The 16761-nt window shown below is 68.0% G+C and carries 12 protein-coding genes; 8 read left to right on the top strand and 4 right to left on the bottom strand.

Annotation, left to right across the window (positions count from 1 at the left end):
- Window positions 1-52 precede the first annotated feature (52 nt).
- The 5 genes from QF046_RS07585 (at window position 53) to QF046_RS07565 (ending at window position 4454) form a co-directional block, all read left to right on the top strand.
- Window positions 53-688: a response regulator transcription factor gene (locus QF046_RS07585; RefSeq protein ID WP_307367912.1), complete on the top strand. Its 636-nt coding sequence runs from the start codon at window positions 53-55 to the stop codon at window positions 686-688.
- Window positions 689-879: 191 nt separating this feature from the next.
- Window positions 880-1641, top strand: coding sequence for an ABC transporter ATP-binding protein (locus tag QF046_RS07580; protein ID WP_307367909.1), 762 nt, complete (start codon window positions 880-882; stop codon window positions 1639-1641).
- A complete protein-coding gene (locus QF046_RS07575) occupies window positions 1638-3107 on the top strand; it encodes an ABC transporter permease (RefSeq protein WP_307367906.1) in 1470 nt (489 codons plus the stop codon). The genes QF046_RS07580 and QF046_RS07575 overlap by 4 nt, the downstream gene beginning before the upstream one ends.
- 228 nt (window positions 3108-3335) lie before the next feature.
- Window positions 3336-3998, top strand: a complete 663-nt coding sequence (locus QF046_RS07570; protein WP_307367903.1) for a 2-phosphosulfolactate phosphatase — start codon at window positions 3336-3338, stop codon at window positions 3996-3998.
- 81 nt (window positions 3999-4079) lie between these two features.
- Complete coding sequence (locus QF046_RS07565) at window positions 4080-4454, top strand: DUF3054 domain-containing protein (RefSeq protein WP_307367900.1); 375 nt, start codon at window positions 4080-4082, stop codon at window positions 4452-4454.
- Window positions 4455-4466: 12 nt separating this feature from the next.
- On the opposite strand, the gene QF046_RS07560 is transcribed toward QF046_RS07565, so the two are convergent.
- The 4 genes from QF046_RS07560 to QF046_RS07545 form a co-directional block, all read right to left on the bottom strand.
- Complete coding sequence (locus tag QF046_RS07560; RefSeq protein WP_307367897.1) at window positions 4467-4955, bottom strand: SprT-like domain-containing protein; 489 nt, start codon at window positions 4953-4955, stop codon at window positions 4467-4469.
- A gap of 88 nt (window positions 4956-5043) precedes the next feature.
- The gene (locus tag QF046_RS07555; protein ID WP_307367894.1) at window positions 5044-5571 is read right to left on the bottom strand and encodes a hypothetical protein; all 528 of its coding nucleotides are present in this window, start codon (window positions 5569-5571) and stop codon (window positions 5044-5046) included.
- 260 nt (window positions 5572-5831) lie between these two features.
- Window positions 5832-6701, bottom strand: a complete 870-nt coding sequence (locus QF046_RS07550; RefSeq protein WP_307367891.1) for a spermidine synthase — start codon at window positions 6699-6701, stop codon at window positions 5832-5834.
- Between the two features lie 23 nt (window positions 6702-6724).
- Entirely contained in the window at window positions 6725-7972 is a 1248-nt protein-coding gene (locus QF046_RS07545; protein ID WP_307367885.1) for an LCP family protein, read from the bottom strand.
- 237 nt (window positions 7973-8209) lie between these two features.
- Between QF046_RS07545 and QF046_RS07540 the strand changes: the two genes are divergently transcribed.
- From QF046_RS07540 to QF046_RS07530, 3 genes are all read left to right on the top strand, one after another.
- The gene (locus QF046_RS07540; protein WP_307367881.1) at window positions 8210-11710 is read left to right on the top strand and encodes a DNA-directed RNA polymerase subunit beta; all 3501 of its coding nucleotides are present in this window, start codon (window positions 8210-8212) and stop codon (window positions 11708-11710) included.
- A 39-nt stretch (window positions 11711-11749) separates the two neighbouring features.
- Window positions 11750-15616, top strand: coding sequence for a DNA-directed RNA polymerase subunit beta' (gene rpoC, locus QF046_RS07535; RefSeq protein WP_307367878.1), 3867 nt, complete (start codon window positions 11750-11752; stop codon window positions 15614-15616).
- A gap of 164 nt (window positions 15617-15780) precedes the next feature.
- Window positions 15781-16701 (top strand): carbohydrate kinase family protein, encoded by a 921-nt coding sequence (locus tag QF046_RS07530; RefSeq protein ID WP_307367876.1) that lies wholly within the window; start codon window positions 15781-15783, stop codon window positions 16699-16701.
- Window positions 16702-16761: the final 60 nt, after the last annotated feature.

Below are 16761 nucleotides of genomic sequence, written 5' to 3'. Positions count from 1 at the left end.
GTGCGTCCGACCCGTGAAGATGGAAGTCGATCCCGATGATCAGGAGGTCAGAATGATCAGGGTGGTGTTGGTCGACGATCAGGCGCTGTTCCGTGCCGGAGTGCGGATGCTGGTCTCGTCGCAGCCGGACATGGATGTCGTCGGCGAGGCGGGGGACGGCAAGGAGGCGATCGAGGTCGTCGAGCGCACCCGGCCGGATGTCGTGCTGATGGACATCCGGATGCCGGTGATGGACGGGCTCACCGCGACCGCCGAGCTGCTGACGCGCCCCGATCCACCGCGCATCGTCATGCTCACCACCTTCGACCTCGACGAGGCCGCGGCCCGCGCCATCAGGCAGGGCGCGAGTGGCTTCCTGCTCAAGGACGCCGATCCGGAGTTCCTGCTCGCCGCGATCCGCACGGTGGATTCCGGGTCGAGCGTGATCGCGGCATCCGCCACGCGCGACCTGTTCGCGCATTTCGCCCCCGAGACCAAGCCGGTGCCGCCGTCGTACTCCGATCTCACCGACCGCGAGCGGGAGATCTTCGCGCTCGCCGCCCGCGGGCTGTCGAACTCCGAGATCGCCGCCCGCGAATATCTCAGCGAGGCGACCGTGAAGACCCACATCAGCCGCATCCTCACCAAACTCGCGCTGCGCGACCGCGTGCAGCTGGTCGTCTTCGCGTTCGAGCACGGCCTCAACTGAGCTCGGCCGACACCTGTCGGCGCGGACGACGGATGTCGGACGAAACGGCGCATTCGCGCCGACATCCGTCGTTTCCGCCGACATTCGTGGATTCGCCGCTTGCCTGACACCGGATGATCATCCTGCAGATGTACACGGGATGCGACGCCCGGGCGATGCGGCGGGCGGATGCCGGGAAATAGCGTCGAAGCATGGAGATCACGACTTCGGACCTCGGCCTCGCCGCACGCGTCCAGCACCTCACCAAGTCCTACGGCACCGGCGCTGCCGGCGTGCGCGCACTGGATGACATCAGCGTCGGCATCCGTCGTGGCCAGTTCACCGCGATCATGGGGCCGTCCGGCTCCGGCAAGTCCACGCTCATGCACATCATGGCCGGACTCGACGCTCCCACCGAGGGTCGCGCCTGGATCGGCGACACCGAGATCACCGGCCTCGGCGACCTGGAGATGACCATCCTGCGCCGTCGACGTGTGGGATTCATCTTCCAGGCGTTCAACCTGGTTCCCACCCTCGACGCGATCGGCAACATCCTGCTGCCCTTCGAACTCGACGGACGCCGCCCCACCGCCATCGAGAAGGCCCGCATCGATGGGCTCGTCGAGAGGCTCGGACTGGCATCGCGCCTGAACCACCGCCCCCACGAACTCTCCGGCGGCCAGCAGCAGCGCGTCGCGATCGCCCGCGCGCTCGCCACCGCGCCCGACCTGGTCTTCGCCGACGAGCCGACCGGAAACCTCGATTCGCGCAGCGGCCGCGAGGTGCTCGGACTGCTCGCCGCTGCGAGCCGCGACCACGGCCAGTCGATCGCGATGGTCACGCACGACGCCATCGCCGCGGCGCACGCCGACCGGGTGCTGTTCCTCGGCGACGGCCGCATCGTCGCCGATCACCCGCGGCAGAGCGCGGAGCAGATCTCCGCGTACATGCTCGCCGCGGAGGTGGCGGCATGACCGCCGCCGCGGCGCTCACCACGGTCGTGCCGGAGACGAAGGCGACCACCGGGCGCCTGGCCTGGCTGCGCGAGCGGGGGATGGGAGCCAGCGTCCTGGTCGCGGCTCTCGCCGCCGCCTTCGGCGTCGTGCTCGTCGAGGTGACCGCTTACATCGGTGCGACTCTGCAGGCGGATCCGTTCATCGGTGACAGCGGCACACTCGCGGTGGTGGTCGCCATCCTGTCGGTGCTGCTGACGGCCGTCGCGATGTACGTCGCCGCGGTGGTCACCGCCAACACGTTCTCGACGATCATCGCCGGCCGTACGCGGCGCATCGCGCTGATGCGGCTGATCGGGGCATCCGCGCGCTCGCAGCGCGCCGAGGTCACCGGGCAGGGCTTCGTCGTCGGCGTGATCGGCGCCGTCGCCGGACTGGTCGTCGGTCTGGGCTTCTCCGCACTCGGGATCGCGGTCGGCGACAGTCTGCTCGACGGAGCGCCCGAGTCCTTCTCCCTGCTGCAGCCGGGCGTGCTGCTGCCGGTGATCGGGGTCGCGCTGACCACGTGGCTTGCCGCGCACATCGGCTCGCGCCGGGTGCTGACGGTCACCCCGCTGCAGGCCCTGGGCGGTTCGGTCGAGCGCACCCACGAGGACGTCAGCCGCCGGGTCGGCCGGAACGTGGGGGCCCTTGTGCTGATCATCAGCGGCGCCGCGCTGCTGTTCCTCGGCGTCCTGCTCGGACTCGTCACTCCGCTGGGCGTCGTGGTCGCCTTCGTCGGTGGGGTGCTCTCCTTCACCGGGATCGTCACCGGAGCGGTGCTCGTCATGCCGCCCGTGCTGCGTCTGGTCGGCCGGATGTTCGGCCGCAGCGCCACGGCGCGTCTGGCCGCCGAGAACGCGCTGCGCTACCCGGAGCGGTCGAGCCGGATGGCGATCGGCGTGGTGATGGGCGTGGCCCTCGTGACGATGTTCGCCGTCGCGCTGGAGTCGTCGAAGGCGCTGTTGATGCGCCAGGGCGACGGCAGCGGCGCCGACGACATGTTCGCCCCGATGGACGCCTTCGCCGCGATCATGATGGTGCTGGTCGCCGTCTCCGCGGTGATCGCCGCAGTGGGGCTCGTGAATCTGCTCACCATCGGGGTCGTGCAGCGCAAGCGCGAGCTGGGTCTGCTGCGCGCGATCGGACTCACCGGAGCGCAGGTGCGCCGCATGGTGCTGCTGGAGGCGCTGCACGTCACGGTCGCCGCCACCGTGACCGGGCTCGTGCTCGGCATCGCCTACGGCTGGATCGCCGCGCAGTCGCTGCTCGGTGCGGTGCCCGTGCTGCCCGATTACGAACCCGCGGGGCTGGTGCTGCCCGCGATCCCGTGGCTGCCGGTCGTGGTGATCGTCGTGGCGACAGCCCTGCTGACCGTGATCGCCGCCGTCGCTCCCACACGCCTCGCGACCCGGGTGGCTCCCGTCGAGGCGCTCGCCGCGGACTGACTCGCCGACCCTAGCGAGGCGCGCCCCGCGGACCAGCTCGCCCGGGCCGCCGAGCCACCAAGCAGTCGTCGACCCACCAAGCAAATCACTGCGATCTGCCTGGTGGCTCGGCGCTTGCTTGGTGGGTCGGCGAGGGGGCGAGGGGGCGAGGCGAGGTGGCGAGGTGGCGGGCGAGGGGGCGAGCGGGCGCGGACGAGCGGGCGAGCGCAGCCGGAATAGGCTGGGAGGATGCCGTCGCCGTTCGATCAGTCTTACTACCAGGTCCGTCTCGAGTGGGGCACGGAGGGGCTCGCCCGCCTCGCCCCCGCCGACATCGTCGTGGTGGTCGACGTGCTGCGCTTCAGCTCGACCATGGCGGATGTCGTCGCGGCCGGCGGCACCGTGCCGCTCGAGGATGCCAGGGACTGGTCCAGCAACGGCGCAGCGGTGGCCACCGCGGCGGCTGAGACCGGCGCCGTCGTGCTGCTCGGCGGCATCCGCAACGCCGCCGCGACCGCCCGTGCGGTCATGACCCTTCAGGAGCGCCGCGCCGACCGCACCTCCGTGACGATCCTCGCCGCGGGGGAGCGCACCCCTGATGGAGACCTGCGCCACGCGGTGGAGGACCAGCTCGGAGCCGGCGCGGTGATCGCGGCGCTGACCGACCTGGGCATCGATCACTCCGCCCCCGACGGTGCTGTGGCCTCCGAATCCTTCCGCGCGCTGCGCCGGGCGCTGCGCCACCTGCTGACCGCGAGCGGCTCGGGGCGGGAGCTGGCCGTCGGTGTTGCGTCCACCGCACGGATGGCCGAATCCGGCATCCGCCCCGCGACCGTCGAAGAGGCCGCCGAGCTGGATGCCGTCGACGCCGTGCCCGTGCTGCGCGACGGAGTGTTCGAGCGCTTCGCCTGACGCGAGGACGCATCCGTGCGCCGCGCGTCGGATACCCGCGCGCCGCGCCCTGGAGCGAGCGGATGCCTCTAAGGTCGGAGCATGAGGTACCTGCCCGCGCTCCTCGTCGATGCTGTTCTCGTGCTGATCTTCGCCGTGATCGGTCGTGCCTCGCATGGGGAGGATCCGATCGGATTCCTGCTCACCGCCTGGCCGTTCCTCGTCGCGCTGATCGTCGGGCACGCACTCGCCGCGCTGGTGCCGATGCGTCCGCGTCGTCCCTGGTCGCTGGGCTGGGGCGTGATCGCCTGGGTGGTCACGGTGGCAGGCGGGATGCTGCTGCGCATCGCCACGGGAGACACAGCGGAGACGCCGTTCATCATCGTGGCCTCGATCGTGCTGGCGGTGTTCCTGCTGGGCTGGCGTCTGATCACGCTGCTCGTGCGCCGCTACCGCGCACCCCGCGAGAACGCCTGAAGTCGGAAGTGCTCAGCGCGGCAGCTGTGCGGCCAGTCGGTCGGCCGGCGTGATCTCCCGGCGCGTCCAGGTGAACAGGTAGCGCTGATCGAATCGGCGCGAGCACTTCGCGCACGACGTCTCCCGTGCCGGTCGGCGGTGACGGTAGGTGACGTGTCCCGCGGGGCAGCGCCCGACCCACGGTGCGAGTTCGGTCGCCGTCTCGCCGTGATGCGTCGTGCCGCCGACGTAACCCAGGTCGCGAGCGACGCGCTTCCACTCCGGCCCGTGCGCGGCGGCGTGACCGGCGACGGCGTGCGCCACCTCGTGCAGCAGTGTCTGATGCACCTCGTCGTCCTCGAACCGGGCGGCCAGATACCGCGATACCGTTATGCGCTTGCGGCGGTAGTCGCACAGCCCCGCGCGGCGCTTGGCGTGATCGAAGTCGAACGTCCACGATGCATCGAGATGCATGGTGATCAGCGCCTGTGCCCAGACGCGCACGCGGTTCAGATCAGCCATGGGATCAGCGTAGAACGGTCCGCCGACATCAGGGGTGAAGACCGCGGATGCCGGATGAGCAGAGCCACGGGCTCAGATGACCAAAGGCTCAGACGAGCGCACTCGTCTCGGCACCGCGCCGCTCGGCAGCCTCGATCGAACGCAGCGCCTGCTCGAGATCTGAGTCGTCGGCGCCTGCCGCGCGTCGCAGGAACAGCGACTGCTTGAAGCTCTCCCGCGCCTCGTCGAAGTCCCGCGCCTCGTAGGCGTTGCGGCCGCGGTGCTGATGCGCGAAGGCGGCGATGCCGGCCCAGCCCTGTCCCTCGGCCTCGTTGGCGCAGGTCACGAACTCCTGGGAGGCGGCGGCGTGCGCGCCGCGGTTCTGCAGGATGGTGGCGTGCAGCACGCGGGCGCGCAGCACGTCCTTGCGGGTGCCTGCCATGCGCGCCTGGCGAACCGCCTCATCGGCGAGCTCGAGGGCTTCGTCGAGGCGCTCGAGCACCTTCAGCAGCCACACCCGCTCCAGCAGGACGGGCAGGCTGCGCTGGTTCTCGATCTCGGCGAGACGCATCGTGCACTCGCGCGCATCGACGATCTCGCGAAGGGTGTCGGGGTCGTAACCCTGGATCAAATTCACGACTGCTGACTCCTCTCCGCGACCGTCCTCCCAGTCTGCATCGCTGACCCGGGAACCGTTCGAGGCACGCCAGGATATCGGTCAAGCCGGCCGGTCCGATCGCCTGACGAACTCGGCGCGGATGGAAAATGTCGTTACCGGAGCACTGGAGACGGCGAAATCCATCTGCGAGTCCACCACGCGGATGCTTTTCGACGGTAGGACGGTGCGTGGGCCCACGTTTTCCATCCGCGGGGGGCAGGGGAGCGAACGCGGTGCGGTCAGCGCAGGAAGAGTCCGGAGTCGGGCTTCGGGGACGCCACGGCATCGGCATCCGTCACCAGTGCCGCGCCGCGCGCGAACGCGGCGACCTCCGCGCCCTGCGCGATCTTCGCCGGGTGCGGGCCTGCGGCCAGCAGTCGGGGCAGCCAGTCGGTCGGCAGGTCGGTGGCGGATGCCGCGAGCACGAGGTTCCCGAACCTGCGGCCCTTGAGCACCTGCGCGTCCGCCAGCAGCGCCACATCCGGGAACACGGACGCGGACGTCGCGACCTGCCGCCGCGCGAAGGCCAGCCCTGGGCCGTCGGCGACGTTCACCAGCAGAACGCCGGTGGGGGAGAGCAGTGTCGCGATCTCGCGGTAGAACTCCACGCTCGTCAGGTGTGCGGGCGTCTGCGCGCCGGAGAACACGTCCGACACGACGAGGTCGCAGTTGCCGGTCATCGCCGGTGGCAGGCGTCGCAGCCCTTCGCGCGCGTCGCCGATCCGGATGCGGATGGCCGCTCCCCGCGGCAGTGGAAGGTGCTCGCGCACGAGCTCGACGAGGGGTGCCTCGAGTTCGATCACCTGCTGGCGCGAGCCCGGTCGCGTGGCGGCGATGTAGCGCGGGATCGTGAGGGCGCCCGCCCCCAGGTGCACGACGCTGAGGGGAGCGGATGCCGAGGCGCCGAGCTGATCGATGACCGCGCCCATCCGCACGATGTACTCGAAGTGCAGGTGAGTGGCGTCTTCCGGATCCACGTGCGACTGCGGGGTGCCGTCGACGATCAGCTCGAAGCCGCCGGCGAACTCGCTCGGGGCGATCTCGGCGATGCCGCCGTGGTCCAGCCGTGCCCGGGGGTTCTCGGCATCACGCCCGCGCACACGTCCCATGGGTCGAGCCTAGCGAGGCGTGATCAGCGGGAGCTGGTGCAGGTCTGCTGGTTCAGGTCGATGCCGCTGATCTGAGGGGAGAGCACGGTCTCGTCCCCGGGCGTCGACCCGGGCGTCGAGGAGGGCTTCGACGAGGGGGATGCCGAGGGCTGCCCTGCAGGCGGTGCGGTCGGCGTCTCCACGGTCGCGCTGCCGTGGCTGCTCGCCGTGCCGGTGATCCGCATGGACCGACCGTCGATGATCGCCTTCCACATCGGCGCCGCTGCGGCGGTGTTCTCCACCACCCGCTGCTCCGGTGCCTGTGGATCCTCCACCGTGGGCAGCTGCAGGAACAGGAAGTCGTCGAACCGCACGTCCTTCATCGCGAGCGCCAGCTGGGCGAGCCGCAGCGGGTCGGCCAGTTCGCTGCTGGCCTGCACGTTGTCGACGATCGTGCCGGCCAGTCGGATCATCTTGGGGATGTCGGTGAGCGTCTCGCTGCTGAGGATGGTGCGGGCGAGCCTCGACATGTACTGCTGCTGGTTGGAGATGCGCGACAGGTCGCTGCCGTCGCCGATGCCGTGCCGCACCCGGATGAACTGCAGGGCGTCGTAGCCCTTGATGGTCCGGGGACCCGGTCCCCAGTCCAATCCGGTGTTGTGCGGGTCGTGCAGACCCTCCGGGCCGATGCACACCTCGACTCCGCCGATGGCGTCGGTGATCTCCATGACTCCGTCGAAGCTGAGCTTGGCGGCGAAGTCGACGTCGATTCCGCTCAGCTGCGTCACCGTCTTCGCCACGCACGACAGTCCGGCGTGCGAGTAGACGGTGTTGATCGGAGCCTTGCGCATTGCGGATGCCGTACTGCCGTCTTCCCGTGTGCACTGCGGCACCTCCAGCATCAGGTCACGGGGGAGGGAGACGGCCGTCACCCGGCGGGGTGCCGCGGACACGTGCACGAGCAGGTTGATGTCGTTCAGGATGCCGTCCTCGCGCTCGCAGCGCGGTCCGAGCATCTTCTTCGAGAGTGCGCCGCACTCGTCCGTGCCGATCAGCAGGATCGAGAACGCGCCGGGGAACTCGCCGAGCGAGGGCGGCGGCGCCTTCGGGGCGCCCTCGAGCGTCACGGCATCCTTGCCCACCCGCTGCGCGAGATCCATGATCACGAACCCTGCGATGGCCACCGCGGAGACGGTGACGACGGCGAGGCCGATGCCCAGCATCCACAGCAGCGAACCCCATGCGGTGGGGGTGGAGTGCGGAGCGTGCTTCGCCATCGGGGTCCGCTTCATGGCATCCGACCCTACCTGCGACGCCGGAGAACGAGCCGAGATCGGATGCTCATACCGCAGCTTCCGGAATTGGTCAAGGATTCAGCTTGCCATGTCGTGATTCTCGACATATAGTTAGTAGTTGCGCTCGCTTCTCCGTGCCCTCATATGGTGGTCGGCAATTCGTTGAGCTCTCGTGCGCACACTCCACCGTCTAGGAATCGACCAGCCCTGCCCGGGCTCACGGAGGTTACTCCCTTGGCTGCTGCTCGCAACGCATCCACATCCACCACTAAGAAGAACGGCCGCGGAGTATCCCGCCTCTCGTTCGCCAAGATCTCCGACACGCTGGAGGTCCCGGATCTGCTCGCGCTGCAGACCGAGTCGTTCGGCTGGCTCGTCGGGAACGATGACTGGAAGGCCCGCCTCGCCGAGGCGAAGAAGGCCGGTCGCACCGATGTCTCCGAGATCTCGGGTCTGGGAGAGATCTTCGAGGAGATCTCCCCGATTGAGGACCTCGGCGAGACGATGCAGCTCTCGTTCACGAACCCGTACCTCGAGCCTGAGAAGTACTCGATCGACGAGTGCAAGGAGCGCGGCAAGACCTACGCCGCACCGCTGTACGTCGAGGCCGAGTTCATGAACCACCTCACGGGTGAGATCAAGACGCAGACCGTCTTCATGGGCGACTTCCCCCTGCAGACCGGCAAGGGCACGTTCATCATCAACGGCTCCGAGCGCGTCGTCGTCTCGCAGCTCGTCCGCTCGCCCGGCGTCTACTTCGACAAGTCGCCCGACAAGACCAGTGACAAGGACATCGTCACCGCTCGCGTCATCCCCAGCCGTGGTGCATGGCTCGAGTTCGAGGTCGACAAGCGCGACCAGGTCGGCGTACGCATCGATCGCAAGCGCAAGCAGTCGGTCACGGTCTTCCTGAAGGCTCTGGGCATGACCAGCGAGGAGATCCTCGCCGAGTTCGCCGGCTTCCCCTCCATCGAGGAGACCCTGGCGAAGGACACCATCCTCACCAAGGAAGACGCGCTGCGCGACATCTACCGCAAGCTGCGTCCGGGCGAGCAGGTGGCCGCCGAGGCCGCGCGCGCGCTGCTGGACAACTTCTACTTCAACCCGAAGCGCTACGACCTGGCCAAGGTCGGTCGTTACAAGATCAACCAGAAGCTCGGTCTCGCCGGCTCTCTCACCGACTCGGTGCTGACCGTCGAGGACATCGTCGCGACGATCAAGTACCTGGTGCGCCTGCACCGCGGCGACGAGACCTTCCCCGGCATCCGCTCGGGCAAGAAGGCCGACATCCGCATCGCGCCCGATGACATCGACAACTTCGGCAACCGTCGCATCCGCGCGGTCGGCGAGCTGATCCAGAACCAGGTCCGCACCGGTCTGTCCCGCATGGAGCGCGTCGTCCGCGAGCGCATGACCACGCAGGACATCGAGGCGATCACCCCGCAGACCCTGATCAACGTGCGCCCCGTCGTCGCCGCGATCAAGGAGTTCTTCGGAACCTCGCAGCTGTCGCAGTTCATGGACCAGAACAACCCGCTCGCGGGTCTGACCAACAAGCGCCGCCTCTCGGCCCTCGGCCCCGGTGGTCTGAGCCGTGACCGCGCCGGCGTCGAGGTCCGTGACGTCCACCCCTCGCACTACGGCCGCATGTGCCCGATCGAGACTCCTGAAGGCCCGAACATCGGTCTGATCGGTGCGCTCGCGACGTTCGCGCGCATCAACTCGTTCGGTTTCATCGAGACCCCGTACCGCAAGGTCGAGGGCGGCAAGGTCACCGACCAGATCGATTACCTGACGGCGGCCGAGGAAGCCGACTTCAACATCGCTCAGGCCAACGCACCGCTGGCCAAGAACGGCGCCTTCACCGAGAGCCACGTGCTTGCCCGCCCCCGTGGCGGATCGGGTGAGGTCGACCTGTTCCTGCCCGAGGAGATCGGCTACATCGATGTCTCCCCGCGCCAGATGGTGTCGGTCGCGACCTCGCTCGTGCCGTTCCTCGAGCACGACGACGCACAGCGCGCCCTCATGGGTGCCAACATGCAGCGTCAGGCTGTGCCGCTGCTGCGCAGCGACTCGCCGCTGGTCGGAACCGGTATGGAGGGCTACACGGCCATCGACGCCGGTGACGTTGTCACCGCGCACAAGGCCGGTGTCGTCAGCGAGGTCTCCGCGGACCGCGTCGTCGTCATGCTCGACGAGGGCGGCACGCAGGAGTACCACCTGCGCAAGTTCGACCGCTCCAACCAGGGCACGTCCTACAACCAGCGCGTGGTCGTCAACGCCGGTGAGCGCGTGGAGGTCGGCGAGGTCATCGCCGACGGCCCCGCCACCGAGAACGGCGAGCTCGCGCTCGGCAAGAACCTGCTCGTCGCGTTCATGCCGTGGGAGGGTCACAACTTCGAGGACGCGATCATCCTCAGCCAGGAGCTGGTGAAGGACGACACCCTCTCCTCGATCCACATCGAGGAGTACGAGGTCGACGCCCGCGACACGAAGCTGGGCAAGGAGGAGATCACCCGTGACCTCCCCAACGTCAGCCCCGAGCTGCTGAAGGACCTCGACGAGCGCGGCATCATCCGCATCGGCGCCGAGGTCCGCCCCGGCGACATCCTCGTCGGCAAGGTCACGCCGAAGGGCGAGACCGAGCTGAGCGCCGAGGAGCGCCTGCTGCGCGCGATCTTCAACGAGAAGAGCCGTGAGGTTCGCGACACCTCGCTGAAGGTTCCGCACGGCGAGCAGGGCACGATCATCGCCGTCAAGGAGTTCAACGCCGAGGAGGGCGACGACGAGCTGGGCTCGGGCGTCAACCGCCGCGTGGTGGTCTACATCGCCCAGAAGCGCAAGATCACCGAGGGCGACAAGCTCGCCGGCCGTCACGGCAACAAGGGTGTCATCGCGAAGATCCTCCCCGTCGAGGACATGCCGTTCCTCTCGGACGGCACGCCGGTCGACGTGGTGCTCAACCCGCTCGGCATCCCGGGTCGAATGAACTTCGGTCAGGTTCTGGAGACCCACCTCGGGTGGATCGCCAAGACCGGCTGGAAGGTCGAGGGCAACCCGGAGTGGGCGGCTCACCTCCCGGACGACGCACGCGATGTCGCTCCGAACACCAAGGTCGCGACCCCGGTGTTCGACGGCGCCAGCGAGCCGGAGATCTCGGGTCTGCTCGACTCCACGCTCGAGACCCGCGACGGTGTGCGCCTGATCGACCGCTCGGGCAAGACCCAGCTGTTCGACGGCCGCTCCGGCGAGCCGTTCCCGGCTCCGGTCTCGGTCGGCTACATGTACATCCTGAAGCTGCACCACCTGGTCGACGACAAGATCCACGCGCGCTCCACGGGTCCGTACTCGATGATCACCCAGCAGCCTCTCGGTGGAAAGGCGCAGTTCGGTGGACAGCGCTTCGGTGAGATGGAGGTGTGGGCCCTCGAGGCCTACGGCGCCGCTTACGCACTGCAGGAGCTGCTCACGATCAAGTCCGACGACATCCTCGGCCGCGTCAAGGTGTACGAGGCGATCGTCAAGGGCGAGAACATCCAGGAGCCCGGCATCCCCGAGTCCTTCAAGGTGCTCATGAAGGAGATGCAGTCGCTGTGCCTGAACGTCGAGGTCCTCTCGGCGGACGGCACCCCGGTCAACCTCCGCGACACCGATGACGAGGCCTTCCGCGCGGCGGAGGAGCTCGGCATCAACATCTCCAGCCGTTTCGAAGCCGCATCGATCGACGAGATCTGATCTCGGCTCATTCGACAGATTTTCTACCCAGGAGAACAAGTGCTCGACGTAACAACTTTCGATGAGCTTCGAATCGGCCTCGCGACCGCTGACGACATCCGCGGATGGTCGTACGGTGAGGTCAAGAAGCCCGAGACGATCAACTACCGCACGCTGAAGCCGGAGAAGGACGGCCTCTTCGGCGAGCAGATCTTCGGACCCTCCCGCGACTGGGAGTGCGCCTGTGGCAAGTACAAGCGTGTCCGCTTCAAGGGCATCGTCTGCGAGCGCTGCGGCGTGGAGGTCACCAAGAGCTCCGTCCGCCGTGAGCGCATGGGCCACATCGAGCTCGCCGCCCCCGTGACCCACATCTGGTACTTCAAGGGTGTGCCGTCGCGTCTCGGGTACCTGCTCGACATGGCGCCGAAGGACCTCGAGAAGGTCATCTACTTCGCCGCCTACATGGTGATCTCGGTCGACGCGGATGCTCGTCACCGCGACCTGGCCACGCAGGAGAACAACATCCGGCTCGAGCTGAAGACGCTCGGCGACCGCCGCGACGCGAAGATCGCGGAGCGGATGGCCAAGCTGGAGGAGGAGCTCGCGGCCCTGGAGGCCGAGGGTGCCAAGGCCGACGCCAAGAAGAAGGTGAAGGACGCTGCTGAGAAGGAGATGACCCTCACCCGCAAGGGCGCCGACGAGGCGATCGCCAAGCTCGAGCGCGTGTGGGAGGACTTCCGCACGCTCGAGGTCGGCGCTCTTCGTCCCGAGGACGACGTGTTCCACGAGCTGCAGGACCGGTTCGGTCAGTACTTCGAGGCCCACATGGGTGCGGAGTCGATCAAGCGTCGCCTGGAGGCCTTCGACCTGAAGGGCGAGGCCGAGAACCTGCGCCTGCAGATCTCCGAGGGCAAGGGTCAGCGCAAGATCCGCGCGATCAAGCGCCTGAAGGTCGTCAGCTCCTTCCTGGAGACCGGCATGAGCCCGGCCGCCATGGTGCTGGACGTCGTTCCGGTGATCCCGCCGGAGCTGCGTCCGATGGTGCAGCTCGACGGTGGCCGCTTCGCGACCTCCGACCTGAACGACCTGTACCGCCGCGTCATCAACCGCAACAACCGTCTTCGTCGTCTGATCGACCTCGGTGCTCCCGAGATCATCGTCAACAACGAGAAGCGGATGCTGCAGGAGGCCGTCGACGCCCTGTTCGACAACGGTCGTCGCGGTCGCCCCGTCACGGGTACCGGCAACCGCGCCCTGAAGTCCCTCAGCGACATGCTGAAGGGCAAGCAGGGTCGCTTCCGCCAGAACCTGCTCGGCAAGCGCGTGGACTACTCGGGCCGTTCGGTCATCATCGTCGGTCCGCAGCTGAAGCTGCACCAGTGCGGTCTGCCCAAGCAGATGGCTCTGGAGCTGTTCAAGCCGTTCGTGATCAAGCGTCTGATCGACCTCGGTCACTCGCAGAACATCAAGGCCGCCAAGCGTGCCGTCGAGCGCACCCGTCCCGAGGTCTGGGACGTGCTCGAGGAGATCATCCGCGAGCGTCCGGTGCTGCTGAACCGTGCACCCACCCTGCACCGCCTGGGCATCCAGGCCTTCGAGCCTCAGCTCGTCGAAGGCAAGGCCATCCAGCTGCACCCGCTGGTGTGCGCCGCGTTCAACGCCGACTTCGACGGTGACCAGATGGCTGTGCACCTGCCGCTGTCGGTCGAGGCGCAGGCCGAGGCCCGCGTGCTGATGCTCGCATCGAACAACATCCTGAAGCCGTCCGACGGCCGCCCGGTCACCCTGCCTTCGCAGGACATGATCATCGGTCTGCACCACCTGACCACGGTCAAGGAGGGTGCTGTCGGTGAGGGTCGTGCGTTCGGTTCGGTCGGCGAGGCGATCCTGGCGAAGGACGAGGGCACCCTCGACCTGCAGGCCAAGATCCGCATCCGCGTCCCCGGTCTGACCTTCCTCGAGGGTGAGGCTCCCGAGGGCTACGAGCGTCACGGTCTCGTGGACGCATCGCTCGGTCAGGCGATCTTCAACGACACGCTGCCGAAGGGCTACCCGTTCGTGCGAGGCGTGGCCGACAAGGGCAAGCTCTCGCAGATCGTGAACAAGCTGGCTGAGGAGTACCCCAAGGTCGAGACGGCCGCCACGCTGGACCGCATCAAGGATGCCGGTTTCCACTGGGCGACCCGCTCGGGTGTCACGGTCGCGCTCAGCGACGTCATCACGCCCCCGCAGAAGGGCGCGATCGTCGCGAGCTACGAGAAGAAGGCCGCGAAGGTCCAGTCGCAGTACGACAAGGGTCTGATCACGGACGTCGAGCGTCGTTCCGAGCTCATCCAGATCTGGACTGCTGCCACCAGCGAGGTGCAGGCCGCGATGGTCGAGCACTTCCCGAAGGACAACACCATCAACCGCATGGTGACCTCGGGTGCCCGTGGTAACTGGCTGCAGATCCGTAACATCGCGGGTATGCGTGGCCTGGTGAACAACACCAAGGGTGAGCTCATCCCGCGTCCGATCATCTCCTCGTACCGCGAGGGCCTTTCGGTGGCGGAGTACTTCATCGCCACGCACGGTACCCGTAAGGGTCTGGCCGACACCGCTCTGCGCACCGCCGACTCGGGTTACCTGACCCGTCGTCTGGTGGATGTCTCGCAGGACGTCATCATCCGTGAGGACGACTGCGGCACGTCGAAGGGCCTCGAGCTCCCGATCGCCGCACAGGACTCGCAGGGTGTGCTGGTGCGCGACCCGAACGTCGAGAACTCGGTGTTCGCTCGTACGCTGGCCGCCGACGCGGTCGACGCCAAGGGCGAGGTGCTCGCCACCGCCGGTGAGGACGTGGGCGATGTGCTCATCGACAAGCTGGTCGCGGCAGGGGTCGAGACCATCAAGGTCCGCTCGGTCCTGACCTGCGACTCCGCTGTCGGTGTCTGCGCACAGTGCTACGGCCGTTCGCTGGCCACCGGCAAGACGGTGGACATCGGAGAGGCTGTCGGCATCATCGCCGCGCAGTCGATCGGTGAGCCCGGTACCCAGCTGACGATGCGTAACTTCCACCTGGCATCCGCGGGTGACATCACCCAGGGTCTGCCTCGTGTGCAGGAGCTGTTCGAAGCGCGTACCCCCAAGGGCGCGTCGCCGATCGCCGAGGCCGATGGTCGCATCACGATCGAGGAGAACGAGAAGGGCAAGAAGGTCATCCTGACGCCCGACAACGGTGACGAAGAGGTGGTTTACCCGGTGCTGAAGCGTGCAACGCTTCTCGTCGAGGACGGCCAGCACATCACCGTCGGTCAGCCTCTGCAGGTCGGCACGCTGGACCCCAAGGAGGTCATGCGCGTCATGGGCGCCCGCGAGGTGCAGCGTTACCTCGTCAACGGCGTGCAGGGCGTGTACCGCTCGCAGGGTGTGCCGATCCACGACAAGCACATCGAGGTCATCGTCCGCCAGATGCTGCGCAAGGTCACCGTGGTGGACCACGCTGACACCGCGCTGCTTCCGGGTGAGATGGTCGACCTGAAGCGCTACCAGCAGATCAACCGCGAGACCGTGGCAGAGGGCAAGCGCCCCGCGTCGGGTCGTCCGGAGCTGATGGGTATCACCAAGGCGTCGCTGGCGACCGAGTCGTGGCTGTCGGCCGCCTCGTTCCAGGAGACGACCCGTGTGCTCACGCAGGCTGCCATGGAGGGCAAGAGCGACCCGCTGATCGGTCTCAAGGAGAACGTCATCATCGGAAAGCTCATCCCCGCCGGAACCGGCCTGCGCCGCTACCGCGACATCGCGGTCGAGGCGACGGAAGAGGCCAAGAGCGAGCGCTACCCGAACCGGATCTTCGCATCCGACGGTGCGTACGCCGATGGCGACTTCGGTTACGTCGACTTCGACGCGTTCTCGACTGACGACATCACGCCCGGTACCTACAACTGAGTGTGATCGCTTGAAAGGCCCCGGCCCCTCTTCGGAGGGCCGGGGCCTTCGTCGTCGAGTCGCTCGGCATCCGGGGTTCGCGGGGTGCGTCTGGTCGCCTCCCACGCGCGGATGCGGCCATGTGCGGCCCGCGAAGGCTGCTCGCCTCGCGATAGTCTCACGGAGTGAGCACTGAGAACACGGAAGTCGTCGTCATCGGCGATGCGCTGATCGATGAGATCCGGGATGCCACTGGCATCCGCGAGCTGGTCGGAGGGGCCGCGCTGAACGTGGCCGTGGGGCTGCAGCGGCTCGGCGTGCCGGTCACCCTGATCGCGATGATGGGAGCGGATGCCGCGGGCGACCACATCCGCGAGTACCTCTCCGATCATGGTGTGGCACTGATCGAGAGCCCGTCCGCGCTCGGCTCCTCGCGGGCGATCGTCCAGCGGGCGGAGAACGGCGAGCCGCAGTACGTCTTCAACGAGGCCGCGCAGCGGCGCAGCATCCGTTACTCCGACGCGGCCCGCGCGGCGATCTCGCAGGCCGCGCTGGTCGCCGTCAGCTGCTTCCCGTTCGATGTCGAGGCCGAGGTCGCGGCGCTGTCGGATGCCCTGGGCGACGCGCGTCTGGTGATCGACCCGAACCCGCGCGCCGGGATGCTGCACGACCGCGCGGAGTTCGTGCGCGGCTTCGAGCAGCTCGCCTCCCGCGCCGAGCTGGTCAAGGTCGGTGCCGATGACGCCGTGCTCCTCTACGACGGCGATCTGGACGCGCTGCGGGCTCGGCTGCGGGATCTGGGCGTGAGCGCCGTCCTGGCGACCGCAGGGGCGGATGGTGCCGTGCTGGAGTCGGATGCCGGTGAAGTCACCGCCCCGATCGCCGCGCTGCCGGGGCCTGTCATCGACACCGTCGGGGCGGGGGATGCCACGCTCGCCGCCGTCGCCGAGGGGCTCGTGGAGGGGCATCCGTCGTCGGCTGCCGAGTGGCAGCGCCTGCTGGATCGGGCGATGGCGATCGCCGCGGCGACGGTCCGCTCGGAGGGCGGGCTGCTGCGCACGCCCGAGTCGCTCGCCGAGTCGGAGCGCGGTGTGTTCGGGAGCTGAGCCTTCGATTTCTTGACGCCGGTTCTGACCGGTATGCTTGATACTCGCGCCCCCGGTTGA

The sequence above is a fragment of the Microbacterium sp. W4I4 genome (assembly GCF_030816235.1).
GTDB lineage: Bacteria > Actinomycetota > Actinomycetes > Actinomycetales > Microbacteriaceae > Microbacterium.
This window is presented reverse-complemented; position numbering and strand designations above follow the sequence as displayed.

Coding starts and splice junctions, on each gene's coding strand:
- QF046_RS07585 (WP_307367912.1), top strand. CDS start 53: ATGATCAGGGTGGTGTTGGTCGACGATCAGGCGCTGTTCCGTGCCGGA.
- QF046_RS07580 (WP_307367909.1), top strand. CDS start 880: ATGGAGATCACGACTTCGGACCTCGGCCTCGCCGCACGCGTCCAGCAC.
- QF046_RS07575 (WP_307367906.1), top strand. CDS start 1,638: ATGACCGCCGCCGCGGCGCTCACCACGGTCGTGCCGGAGACGAAGGCG.
- QF046_RS07570 (WP_307367903.1), top strand. CDS start 3,336: ATGCCGTCGCCGTTCGATCAGTCTTACTACCAGGTCCGTCTCGAGTGG.
- QF046_RS07565 (WP_307367900.1), top strand. CDS start 4,080: ATGAGGTACCTGCCCGCGCTCCTCGTCGATGCTGTTCTCGTGCTGATC.
- QF046_RS07560 (WP_307367897.1), bottom strand. CDS start 4,955: ATGGCTGATCTGAACCGCGTGCGCGTCTGGGCACAGGCGCTGATCACC.
- QF046_RS07550 (WP_307367891.1), bottom strand. CDS start 6,701: ATGGGACGTGTGCGCGGGCGTGATGCCGAGAACCCCCGGGCACGGCTG.
- QF046_RS07545 (WP_307367885.1), bottom strand. CDS start 7,972: ATGAAGCGGACCCCGATGGCGAAGCACGCTCCGCACTCCACCCCCACC.